Source organism: Psychroserpens luteus (assembly GCF_015319355.1).
GTDB classification, from domain to species: domain Bacteria; phylum Bacteroidota; class Bacteroidia; order Flavobacteriales; family Flavobacteriaceae; genus Psychroserpens; species Psychroserpens luteus.
Genome location: NZ_JADILU010000004.1, coordinates 243,569 through 256,815 on the forward strand (window position 1 = coordinate 243,569; position 13,247 = coordinate 256,815).

Annotated in this window: 8 protein-coding genes; 7 read left to right on the forward strand and 1 reads right to left on the reverse strand. The window is 33.0% G+C overall.

Annotation, left to right across the window (positions count from 1 at the left end):
• Positions 1 to 170: 170 nt before the first annotated feature.
• The 7 genes from IM744_RS10965 to IM744_RS10995 are packed head-to-tail and all read left to right on the forward strand — an operon-like array spanning position 171 to position 12,723.
• A complete protein-coding gene (locus tag IM744_RS10965) occupies positions 171 to 6,038 on the forward strand; it encodes an ATP-binding protein (protein ID WP_194508185.1) in 5,868 nt (1,955 codons plus the stop codon).
• Between the two features lie 2 nt (positions 6,039 to 6,040).
• Entirely contained in the window at positions 6,041 to 8,215 is a 2,175-nt protein-coding gene (locus IM744_RS10970; protein WP_194508186.1) for a tetratricopeptide repeat-containing sensor histidine kinase, read from the forward strand.
• A complete protein-coding gene (locus IM744_RS10975; RefSeq protein ID WP_194508187.1) occupies positions 8,212 to 8,586 on the forward strand; it encodes a response regulator in 375 nt (124 codons plus the stop codon). Before IM744_RS10970 ends, IM744_RS10975 begins: the two co-directional genes overlap by 4 nt.
• Entirely contained in the window at positions 8,586 to 9,626 is a 1,041-nt protein-coding gene (locus IM744_RS10980; RefSeq protein ID WP_194508188.1) for an adenylate/guanylate cyclase domain-containing response regulator, read from the forward strand. Before IM744_RS10975 ends, IM744_RS10980 begins: the two co-directional genes overlap by 1 nt.
• Positions 9,627 to 9,644: 18 nt before the next feature.
• Positions 9,645 to 10,190, forward strand: coding sequence for a Pycsar system effector family protein (locus IM744_RS10985; protein WP_194508189.1), 546 nt, complete (start codon positions 9,645 to 9,647; stop codon positions 10,188 to 10,190).
• 31 nt (positions 10,191 to 10,221) lie between these two features.
• Positions 10,222 to 11,385 (forward strand): DUF6265 family protein, encoded by a 1,164-nt coding sequence (locus IM744_RS20670; RefSeq protein ID WP_241738317.1) that lies wholly within the window; start codon positions 10,222 to 10,224, stop codon positions 11,383 to 11,385.
• Between the two features lie 6 nt (positions 11,386 to 11,391).
• A complete protein-coding gene (locus IM744_RS10995) occupies positions 11,392 to 12,723 on the forward strand; it encodes a M28 family peptidase (RefSeq protein WP_194508190.1) in 1,332 nt (443 codons plus the stop codon).
• 112 nt (positions 12,724 to 12,835) lie between these two features.
• Here the strand turns inward: IM744_RS10995 and IM744_RS11000 are convergent, their stop codons facing one another.
• Positions 12,836 to 12,994 carry a hypothetical protein gene (locus IM744_RS11000; RefSeq protein WP_194508191.1) on the reverse strand — a complete coding sequence of 53 codons (159 nt, stop codon included), beginning with the start codon at positions 12,992 to 12,994 and terminating at the stop codon, positions 12,836 to 12,838.
• Positions 12,995 to 13,247: the final 253 nt, after the last annotated feature.

Consider the following 13,247-nt stretch of genomic DNA (forward strand, 5'->3'; position numbering starts at 1 on the left):
ATAGATAATAATAATCTATTTCACTAACTTTAAACAAGTTAAAAAACACATAACTTAGATTGTGTTTCAACAAAGCTGATTCCAAGTACCTATAATTTTACTTGAAATAATTAACTATTATTTATTATAAACATGAATCCCATTGTCATATTAGAAAAAAAGCCTAAATAATGCAACTCACCAAAACCTTAGAAAAAGAAATTCTCAAAAACTATGATAGATGGTTAGACAGTTATTTAAATGGTGACGTTGCTACCTACAATTCATATTTTGATGATGCCTATCATTTCATTGGCTCAACAAACAATGAAGAATTTTTAAGTCGAGAAGACACTACAAATTTTTTCAAAAAAACAGCAGAGCAATTTGCAGGTAAAACCGATTCAAGAAACGAAATCAAAACCGTAGAGCTGTTTGATAACCTCGTTTTTATAACCCATGCTTTTGATGCTTGGTTTTTAAATGGTAAGGATTGGGCTTATTATGGACGATTTCGGTTTTCATCCATAATGCAGAAAAAAGGAAAAAATTGGAAGTTTATCTATCAGCACTTTTCTACCACAGATTCTAAAGCAGATCATGGAGACACTATTGGATTTGATAAGGTGAATCTAGAAAACCAAGAACTTAGAGAAGCCATAAAACGAAGAACATTTGAGTTAGAAGCAAAAAATAGAGAATTAGAAATTGAAGGCGCTTTAGAACGTATTAGAGCACAGGCTGTCGCCATGAAACAATCCTCAGACTTACTCAAGATTGTAGTTTCTATGCGTAACGAATTCACAAAACTAGGTCACGAAGCGCACTACTTCTGGCACATGATGTGGTTACCAGAAAAATATGAAAAAGCCATGACTTCTGGCGATGGTACTAAAATCGGTTTTGTAATGGAATTACCCAGACATATGCATGGTGATATCCCATTATTAGCAAAATGGGAAAAAGGTAAAAAACCTACTGTTGTATATGCTATGAATGTCGAAGCAGCCATAGATTATGTAGATAAAATGATCCACTTGGGTAATTTTAAAAACATAGATCCTCAAGCACCAACACACGATGACATTAAACATATTGGCGGTTTGACCTTCATTATGGCACGCACCACTCACGGAGAAATTGGTTATAGTTTACCTGGCATTGTAAAAAACCCTCCTGTTGAGGATATAGATATTCTAATACAATTTGCTGGTGCGTTTGATTTAGCACACCAACGTTTCTTGGACTTAAAAAAAGCAGAAAAGCAAGCCAGAGAGGTACAGATAGAATTGGCCTTAGAGAAAGTGCGAAGCCGAACCATGGGTATGCAGCGAAGTGATGAATTAAGAGATACCGCTTTGCTTCTATTTCAACAAGTTGAGGAACTAGGCATAAATTCCTTTGCTTGTGGTTTTAATATTTGGGATAAAGACAAGAAATTTGCTACGGCTTGGATGGCAGGTAAAGATAGACTTCAGCCACCTTTTAGAACAAATTCTAGTGAAGACGTGTATCTATTTTTTCGCGAAGCAGAAAAAAGAGGAGACGCATTATTTGTTTTAGAGCAGGAAGGTAAGGCACTAAAAGACCATTACAAGTATTTGGTTGCTATTCCAGAGGTGAAAGCATTAGCTAAAGCTGGACTTTCGTTTCCGACTTTTCAAATTATTCATTGTGCCTATTTTAACGAAGGGTATCTCATGTTTATTACACATGAACCTGTCCTAGATGCACACGATATTTTTATACGTTTCGCTAAAGTCTTCGAACAAACGTATACCAGATTTTTAGATTTACAAAAAGCAGAAGCGCAAGCCAGAGAATCAGAGATTGAATTGGCCTTAGAACGTGTTCGTGCTCGAACCATGTCTATGCAACATAGTGATGAATTGCAAGAAGCTTCATTCTTATTAGATGAACAAGTAAGAGCATTAGGCATTAAAACTTGGGGTTGCGCATTCAATATTTATGGGGAAAATGAATCTACCGAATGGTTTGGCAATGAAGCAGGTGTTTTACATACGTATACCGTTCCAAGAGAAGGTGTATTTAAAGAATATTATCAACAAGGTCAGAAAGGAAAATCATTAGTTATAAAAGAATTTTCAGGTGATGCATGTGTGGAACATTACGAATATATGAGTTCGCTTCCAGTTATTGGAGATGTATTGAAAACTCTAAAAGAAACAAATAATGGATTTCCTACCTATCAAATAGACCATGTCTCTTTTTACAAATACGGTTATTTACTGTTTATTACAAGAGAAGATGTTCCTGAATCACATGATATTTTCAAACGTTTCGCTAAAGTATTTGAGCAAACTTACACACGTTTTCTTGACCTTCAAAAAGCAGAAGCACAAGCAAGAGAAGCTCAAATTGAAGCAGCCTTAGAACGCACACGTACGCAAAGTATGCTTATGCAACATTCTGATGAGCTAAATGTAACAGCCCAAGTATTTCACCAACAACTACAATTGTTAGGTATTGATTCTGAATTTTCTTATTTATGGTTACCAGACGACACTGAACAAAACCATATGTTTTGGGCCACTTGGAGTGAAACTAAAAAAAATAAAACCATTTATAAAAACAAAACTGTTTCATTACCATTAAGCAAAGAAGAACCATCTATTGCTGCGTGTTATGTGGCTTGGAAAAGTGACGAAAGTATTCATTTTAATACTGTAGAACCAGATGAAGTAGAAGATTATTTCAATACATGGTCAGAGCTTCTTAATGGCGTAGATAAATTTAAACCAGAAGTATTTCCAGATGGACTGTATTATGTCGATGCTTACATGAAATATGGATGCTTTGGAGTAATGATAAAAAGGCAACTCAATGCCGATGAAAAAACGATACTGAATCGTTTCTCTAAAGAATTTCAGCGCACTTATACACGTTTTTTAGATCTTCAAAAAGCTGAAGCGCAAACCAAAGAAGCACAAATAGAAACAGCACTCGAAAAAGTAAGAAGCCGAACTATGGCGATGCAAAAAGGTGAAGAAGTCAAAGATGTTGTGGTCCTTTTATATAAAGAACTTATAGCACTTGGTGTTACCAACTTTGCGACATGTGGTTATGTAGAAATAAATGAGGAAAACAACAGGCAAGCAACTTGGGTTACAAATCCAGGTGGAGATTCTTTAGGCTTATTTCATCTGCCTTTAACCGGAGATATCCTTTTTGACGCACGTTATGAAGCATGGAAAAAGCAACAAACGGTATTTCACCAAACAGTTGCGGGCAAAGAGCGACGAATACATCTTGAATATGCCATTACCACTTTTAATTCAAAAGAAGCAGAAGAAATGGTCCTTAATCAGTTTCCTGATCCAACGGTGTTTTATTGCTTTAATTTTTCACATGGTTACCTTCATATCGTTGCAGGTTCTCTACTTACAAAAGAAGAAGAGTCTTTGCTAGCTAGATTCACAAGGGTTTTTGAACAAACCTATGCACGTTTTTTAGACTTGGAGAAAGCAGAAGCACAAACACGCGAAGCTCAAATAAATCTTGCTGTAGAACGTGTAAGAGCTAAAGCATTAGCTATGCATAAATCTGAAGAGATTATGGAAGTGGTTGCCAAACTTAAAGACGAAGTTATGGCATTAGATATTCCAGATGTTATTGCTGCGACAATTTTTTTAAATGAAGGAGATGATAAAGTAAGAATGTGGGATTTATCCTCACTAGAAAAAAACAATAATGGTTATCAAATTCCTTTTGACATTACCTTTAAACTTAAGAAAAAAGACCCAAACCTCTATATAAAACGTGTTTGGGAAAACCCAGAAAATTACTTTTTAGAAGTACAAGAAGGAAAAGACCTTAAGAGAATCATTGCTTGGTTGCGAGAAAATAATAAAGATGCAATTGCCGATGAAGTTAAAGAATATACGGAAACGACAAAGTTAGAACGTTTACATCATTCTGTAAAAAAGTTAAATAATGGGAAGTTAGTTATCGACTTATTAAATCCGCCTTCCGAAGAAATGGAAACCATACTCACAAAAATGGGTGCTGCATTCGATTTAGCTTATAAACGTTTTGAAGATTTATTAAAAGCTGAAGCTCAAACCCGAGAAGCACAGATAGAAGGCGCTTTAGAAAAAGTACGTTCGCGGTCTCTAGCAATGCATAAACCTGATGAACTTCAAGAAGTGGTTGCTGTTGTTGCTGAAAAATTACACGAATTAGGAGTTATATATGATGCAGGAGGTGTCATTCTTTGCACCTATTTCCCAGAAAATAAAGATGTTGTGCATTGGATCGCTCTGGATGATTTTTCTACATCAGGACGCTATTTTGTTCCTTATTTTGATAATCCTATTTTTAGCGAAGCTTGGAATTCTAAGTCGCGAGGAGATACTTATTTCTCCAAAGCATTTCCTGTAGAAGTGAAAAATGATTTTTTTAAACAAGCTTTTGAAAATAGTGACTATAAACACATGCCAGAAGATTATAAACAACATGTGCTTCAAGCTCCAAAACATGGACTGTCAGCTGCATGGTCAAAAAATTCGGCAATTCTTATCCCAACACTCACTGGAGTTATGCCATCGGAAAACGATGCCGACATATTAAAACGATTTGCCAAGGTTTTTGAACAGGCTTATATCCGTTTTATGGATCTTGAAAAAGCAGAAGCACAAACCAAAGAAGCTAGAATTGAAGCAGCTCTAGAAAAAGTAAGAACTGTTGCACTTAGCCTAAAAAAATCTGATGAAATGTTAGATATTGCTCAAGTACTTTTTGAGCAACTGCTTGTATTAGGATTTAATGATATACGCAACACCATTATAGATATTCATAATGATGATGAAACCTTCACCGATTATGATTATTCACACGAAATGTCTGGAACGGTAACCTTAATGACTTATCAGGATGATCCTAGTTTAAAAGAACAATTCCGCAATGTCGTCTCAAGCAAAGATGATCTTTTTGAAATTATTCTGGAAGGACAAGAACTGCAAGATCTTATTGATATGCGGATAAAAAATAGCGAAAAGGAAGATTTAAGGCTATTGGAAACTGACCAATTGACCTATAATATGTATTCTTTTGGAAATGGAGCCATTGGTATATCCAACTTTGGAATATTGAACGCTAAAGAAAAGGAACTACTAAAACGTTTCAGAAACGTATTTACATTTGCTTACCAAAGGTTTTCAGATCTTCAAGTAAAGGAAGAGCAATCAGCCAAACTTTTGAACGAAAAACTACGCTTAGAAAAAACCTTAGCCGACCTTCAGCAAACCCAAAAACAATTAATCCAGTCTGAAAAAATGGCAAGTCTTGGAGAATTGACTGCAGGCATTGCACATGAGATTCAAAATCCGTTGAATTTTGTTAATAATTTTTCAGAAGTCAGCAAAGAACTTTTAGACGAAATGCTTGAAGAAATGGAGAATGGCGATATGGAAGAAGTGAAAGCTATTATGGCTGATGTGATTAAGAATTTAGAAAAAATAAATCATCATGGTAAACGTGCAGATGGTATTGTAAAAGGAATGTTACAACATAGTCGTGCCAGTGGTAATAAAAAAGAACCAACCAATATAAATGCCTTAGCAGACGAATATTTTAGATTAGCTTATCATGGATTACGAGCAAAAGACAAATCTTTTAATGCACATTTAGAAACTGATTATGACGACAGCATTAAAACTTTAGATGTTATTTCACAAGATATTGGTCGTGTATTTCTTAACTTGTTTACCAATGCTTTTTATGCTGTTGATGAAAAATCTTCAAACGCCAAAGCTTTGAAAGACAATTATAAACCTACTGTTTTCGTAAGTACTAAAAAATCAAAAGATGAGATTTTGATTACAGTAGAAGATAATGGAAATGGTATCCCTAAACATATCATTGATAAAATATTTCAACCATTTTTTACTACTAAACCAACAGGAAAAGGTACTGGTTTGGGCTTATCCATGAGTTATGATATTATAAAAGCTCATGATGGCAAATTAAAAGTTGTAACAAAACAAGGTAAAAGCACCACGTTTACGATACATCTTCCAATAAAAATAGCAAACATATAAAAATGAGGAGGCAACAAAACCATATTAAATTAATTTTCAACTATAATTTTCAAAATTATTATTATCTAATTTTGTTATTGCTTATTGGCTTTAATGGTTTTTCACAAAATACTTCAGCAGAAAACCAAATGGATATTGAAGCTTTGGTTTTATCAATTTCAGAACAATTAGAATTACCAATAAACGACTCTACACATGTGCATCAAAATATACTTAAATCTATACGTCTTTCAGAACAGGTTAATGATAAAACATATCTTATAAAATCATATTTTAACCTTTCTAAGTGGCACGAAAACAATACTACTTTAGATTCAGTTTTGTATTATTTAGAATATGCTGAAAGGGTATCAAAAGATTCTAAACTCCCTAATTTAGAAGCTGAAACTTATCTTAAAAAAGAAGACGCTTATAAACAAAGAGGTGAATATGGAAATGCCATGGCTGAAGATTTTAAAGCCTTAGAATTATACGAAAAAACAAACAATAAGCAAGGTATTGCGACAAGTTACACAAGACTATGTGATCTTTTGTATTACCAACAAAAATATGAGGATGGATCTGACTATTGTCAAAAAGCCATAGATATACAAAAAACACTTAATGTCCCTAAAGAATTAGCAGTAAGCTATAGATACAAAGCAGATAATCTTCTAATTTTAGAAAGATACGACGAAGCTCTTAAAACTATAAACAAAGCAATTGCTGTGTTAAAAGATGCTAATAGTGAAGAGACTGATTTAGCTAGAAATTATAATACGCGTGGAAATATATACAAATACATGGAACGTTATGACGATGCCATCACCGAGTATAAAAAATGTTATAAAATAGCTAAAGATCATAATTCTGAAAGAGGCATCATCGTTGCCTTGGCTAATATTGGTCATATTTATAGGCTTCAAAACAAAAATGAAGAGGCAATAACTTATACTCTAGAAGCCATTGATTTGATAAAAAAAAGCGGAAACATACAAAACCTTAAGGAAAACTATATGCATGCCTCAGATTCTTATGAAGCATTAGGACAATATAAAAAAGCATTAGAGTATGAACATTTATATTCTGATGCAAGATTTGGTGAACTCGAACAAATAATAGAACAGTTAGAATCTGAACTTCAAATTAAATATGAATCGGCTAAAAAGGATGAAACCATAGAAGAACAAGATGCTACTATAAGTCGGCAAAGAAAAACTCAACTATTGTATATAGGAATAGCTGCATTATTAGGGGTCTTTCTTTTTGGCATGTATTTTACTATTAAAAATATTAAAAACAAAAGAAAAGCCCTCGCTCTACTTAATTCTGAACTTGCTGAAAATCAAGAAGCTTTAGAGGGTGCTAACACAAAATTAAAACAGTCTTTAGAAGAATTAAAAGCGACGCAAAATCAGCTAATACAATCTGAAAAAATGGCATCACTTGGAGAATTGACTGCTGGAATTGCTCACGAAATCCAAAATCCTATGAATTTTGTCAATAATTTTTCTGAAGTCAGTAATGAAATGATTGATGAGATGAACGAAGAAATTGAAAAAGGAGACTTAAAAGAGGCAAAAATCATCGCAAATGAAATCAAACAAAACCTTGAAAAAATAAACTATCATGGTAAACGTGCTGATGATATCGTAAAAGGGATGTTGCAACATAGTCGAAAAAGCACAGGTACAAAAGAACCCACAGACATGAACAAACTAACTGACGAATATTTTAGATTAGCATATCATGGACTGAGGGCAAAAGACAAATCTTTTAATGCATATCTAGAAAGTGATTTTGACGAAAATCTTAAAACCGTTGATGTAATCCCACAAGATATTGGTCGTGTAATTCTCAATCTTTTTACGAATGCGTTTTATGCGGTAGAAGAGAAAAAGTCAATATTAGAATCAGAAGATTACAAACCAACAGTTTCTGTAAGTACAAAAAAAGTAAAGGATCATGTCTTAATCTCTATAAAAGATAATGGTAATGGCATACCACAAGAAAATATTGATAAAATATTTCAACCATTTTTCACCACCAAACCCACAGGAAAAGGTACTGGTTTAGGATTGTCAATGAGTTACGATATCATTAAAGCACATAATGGCGAATTAAAAGTTAAAACAGAAAAAGGAAATTATACAGAATTCAAAATATTATTACCAATCACAAATACCTTAACATCATGAAAATATTAGTAGTAGATGATGAACAAGACGTTAAAACGCTTTTTCTTCAACGATTTAGAAAAGAAATTAAAAAAGAAGAGCTAGAATTTATGTTTGCTTTTTCGGGCGAGGAAGCTCTAGAAAAACTTAAATCTATTACGCAAGAAGCGGTGTTAATATTATCTGATATTAATATGCCTGGCATGAGCGGATTGCAGCTTTTAGAAATTATAAAAAAAGACTATATCGCACCTCCTCCCGTGGTAATGATGGTTACAGCGTACGGAGACGAAGAGAACTATAATACTGCCAAACGACTAGGTGCAGATGATTTTTTAACAAAACCAGTGGACTTTAAATTACTTAAAGATAAACTAATTCAAAACATATAATGGCAAAAATATTAGTAGTTGACGATGAAGCAGATTTGGAAATTTTGATAAAACAAAAATTCCGAAAAAAAATTCGTAATAAAGAATATGAATTTCTTTTTGCCGAAAACGGTCGTCATGCTTTAGAAAAATTATTAGAAGATCCAGAAGTTGATATCGTCTTGAGCGATATCAATATGCCTGAAATGGATGGACTTACCTTACTGACTAAACTCAACGAATTAAGTCCACTCATTAAATCGGTTATTGTTTCTGCATATGGTGATATGGAAAACATAAGAACAGCAATGAATAGAGGTGCTTTTGATTTTATAACAAAACCTATCAATTTTGAGGATTTAACGCTTACAATGGAAAAAACCTTAAAACATGCAAAACATATTAAGGAGACGCTACAAGCCATAAAAGAAAATAACATTTTAAAAATGTATGTAGACGAAAACGTGCTCAATTTTATGGGTAATCGCGAATACGAATCTACAATTATGGCAAATGAAACAATTGAAGCCACAGTGGTCTTTATAGATATTTGTGGTTTTACTAAAATTAGTGAAAATGCAGAAGCAGATACTGTAGTTAAGCTAGTTAATTCTTATTTTGATGAAATGGTAAAGGAAATTATGGAACACAAAGGCTACATTGATAAATTTATTGGTGATGCTATTATGGCTGTTTTTAGAGGTGAATACCATCTAGATCGCGCAATTGATGCATCGCTTGCTGTATGTGAAAAAATAAATAATCTTCCTGCTCTAGAAGGTAACCTAGACTATAAACCAAAAGTATCTATTGGTATCAAAAGTGGTGAAATGATTTCAGGAAATATTGGTTCTGTGAGTCTTAAACGTCTAGATTATACCGTAATTGGTGATACTGTAAATACAGCAGCTCGATTACAAGATGCTGCAAAAGAAAATCAGATTATCATTTCTGAAGATTGTTATAATAAAGTCAAAGAATCTTTTCAATGTGAAAAAGTAGGCAGTATTAACTTAAAAAACAAAGCTAATCCGCTTACTATTTATCAAGTTATAGAATAAGTCTTTAAATCAACAAAAATGGATAAAAATAGAACTATAAAAAACAAACATACGGACGATTTAGTCGATCATTATTGGGGAACGATAAGTTACCTAACAAGCTTAATCAAAGCTTCTGAGCTTAAAGCAGGTTTAATTCTATCCTTTTATGGCATTCTATTAAATCTCATTTACCAAATCGCAAAGAATTTTTCAGGCAAGGTAAGTAATGATACCATTTTATATATACTTATTGGTTCGTGGGTATGTTGTACTGTAACTTCTATCTTTTTTTGTGTACGTTGTTTTATTCCTAGAATTGAAGGTAAGTTCACTAAAAACATGTTTTTCTTTAAAGATATTATTTCAAAATTTGGTGATGTAAAAGAATTTTCAAAAACCTTTTTGAATATGAGTAAAGATGAAAACGCACTGTTTGGACAATTGGGTGAACAAATCTTTATTATATCAAAAATATCAGATTGGAAATTTAAAAATGTTAAACGTGCCATCAGTCTTTTAGCAATAGGGCTTATTATCTTTTTTATAACAGGTTTATACTATATTATTTTTATATTGACCTAAATGTATAATAACAAAAATTCTTACCTAGTAAATGAAACAAATACTCATCTTTTTATTCAGTTTAACCATATCTGCTCAAACAGAAAATGAAATAAAAATAACAGATTCTCTTGCTCCAAAACTTGAAAACATAAAATGGATTTCTGGTAACTGGAAAGGAGAAGCATTTGGTGGTCAAACAGAAGAAAATTGGAGCGAACCTTCAGGTGGTTCAATGATGGCAACATTTAAACTTATCAATGACGATCAAGTATCGTTTTATGAAATTGAAATTATTAGAGAAGTTGAGAATTCATTAGTATTACAGCTAAAACATTTTGATAACGATTTAAAAGGCTGGGAAACTAAAAATGAAACCGTTGATTTTCCGTTAATAAAGATTACACCTACTCAAGTTATTTTTGAAGGGATGAGCTTTGAAAAAGTGAGTGATAATGAGATGAATGTTTATGTTGATATTGAAAATGATGAAGGCGAAATTGAAATCGTAAAATTTAATTATAAAAAAGAAATCATCCATACTAAACACATTAACCAACTCATTAATGTCAATAAGGCAACAACTAATCCCATTATTGATGGAATAGCAGATGATGACATTTGGTCTTCTAAATTTTGGTTTCCTCTAGATCAATTATGGCTTGGTGACGCTTACACTCCAGAAGATTTCTCAGGTCGTTATAAATTATCATGGTCAAATGAAGCTCTATATCTTTTGGTTGAAATACAAGATGACGTCTTAGTAGATAATAACACTAATCCTTTAATTTCCTGGTGGGACGATGATTGCTTAGAAGTTTTCATAGATGCAAATAACAGTGGTGGTGAACATCAATACAATCACAATGCCTTTGCTTACCACATTGCATTAGATGGGAATGTTGTGGATATGGCACCAAACAAAAAAGGTAAGCTATATAATTCTCATATAGAATCTAAGCGCATAACAGAAGCAAACACTTCCATTTGGGAAGTAAAAATCTCATTATTTGATGAGTCTTATAAAGATGATGAAGAAAATTCACCTTTAAAACTACAGTCTGGACAAGTTATAGGTTTCGCTTTAGCGTATTGTGATAATGATAATAGTGAAACACGCGAAAATTTTATTGGTTCTGTATACGTAGAAGGAGATGATAAAAACAGAGGTTGGATAGATGCCAATATTTTCGGAACTTTAAGACTAAGAAATTAAACACCTATGAAATACATATTCACCTTAGCACTTTTAACTTTTAGTGTATTTGCAATTGCGCAAACCAATCAGAAGATCTATGATATTATAGATGATATTTCCGAAGAAAGAATAAGACAAGATGTAAAAACACTTACTGAGTTTGGAACAAGAAACACCTTTAGTGATACCGTTAGTACAACGCGAGGCATTGGTGCTGCTAGACGATGGATAAAAAATGAATTTGAAACTATTTCTAAATCGTGTGACAATTGTCTCAATGTATTTTATCAAAAAGATTTCGTAACCAAAGAAGGGAATCGTCGAGTGCCTCATGATGCTTGGGTGGTTAATGTGGTTGCAATTCAAAAAGGCACAAAATATCCTAATCGCTATATTATTATGAGTGGTGATATAGACTCAAGAGCTAGTGATACCATGGATTTTACAACTGATGCTCCTGGAGCAAACGACAATGCTTCTGGTATGGCTGGAGCTATTGAAGCTGCTAGAGTACTATCAAAGTATAAATTTGAAAGTAGCATAATTTACGTTGGCTTATCTGGTGAAGAACAAGGTTTATTTGGTGGAGCAGGATTAGCAAAATATGCACAAGATAAAGGTTGGGATATTATAGGGATTTTAAACAACGACATGATTGGAAATATTGAAGGTGTTGATGGTGTCATTGATAATCGTACGTTTAGAATATTCTCTGAACCTGTACCTCCAAACGAAACTGAACGTCAACGAAACGCAAGACGTTTTTATGGTGGAGAGGTTGATGGAATTTCTCGTCAATTAGCCAGATACGTTCATAAAACTGTAAAAACATATATGCCAGAAATGAACCCAATGATGATTTACCGTTTAGATCGTTTTGGACGAGGAGGTCATCATAGACCGTTTAACGATTTAGGGTTTCCTGGTATTAGAATTATGGAAGCTCATGAAAATTACACACAACAACACCAAGATATTAGAACAGAAAATGGTATTAATTATGGTGACACTTTTGAACATGTCAATTTTGGTTATGCAAAAAAACTAATTGCTGTCAATGCGATTAATATGGCTAGCTTAGCGTCTGCTCCTCCTGCTCCAACGACGGTTTCAATTGGTGGTATTGTAGAACCATCTGTAAAATTAAAATGGAACGCTATTGATGGTGCAAAAGGTTATAAAATTTATTGGAGAGATACCACATCTCCTACTTGGGATCATAGTCGATACGTTGAAAACACTACCGAATTCACTTTAGAAGGTATTGTAATTGATAATTTTTTCTTCGGAATTGCATCTGTTGACGAAGAAGGTTTTGAGAGTGTTGTCGTGTTTCCAAATGAAATTATGAGATAACAAGATCAAAAAAATAATGAAACTTATTTTCTTGTTTGTATTACAGTAATTAGCATTTGGTAGAGGGAATTAAAAATCATGATAATTCACCATCATAACTCAATTCTCATATTTAATCTAAATCTGCTTCTACATCATTAGTAGCGATAACACTATCATCTGTTGTTGAAGAATCACCGCTAAATACAGCAATTGTATTGAATACAAAAAATACAATTAAAACTAATAATTTGATTATAGTAGCTCTTTTGATATCGTTAAAAACTTTCATCGTAACATTTTTTAATGATGGATACCATCATTGGTTAAATTTATAAATTTAAAATGAAAGCTTATTTACCAAATAGTAAAAAAATAAAGGATAGTGCATTCTTTAAATTCTGTTGAAACAGAACTATGGAATCACATAACACATCATCACAGGAATTCCTGCTTAAGTAGGCAAATAAGTTTCATAGGCTTGGGGCCAAATATTAAAAGGCAATCATATTACTCAATCAATATCCTAACAAAAATAGATTAAT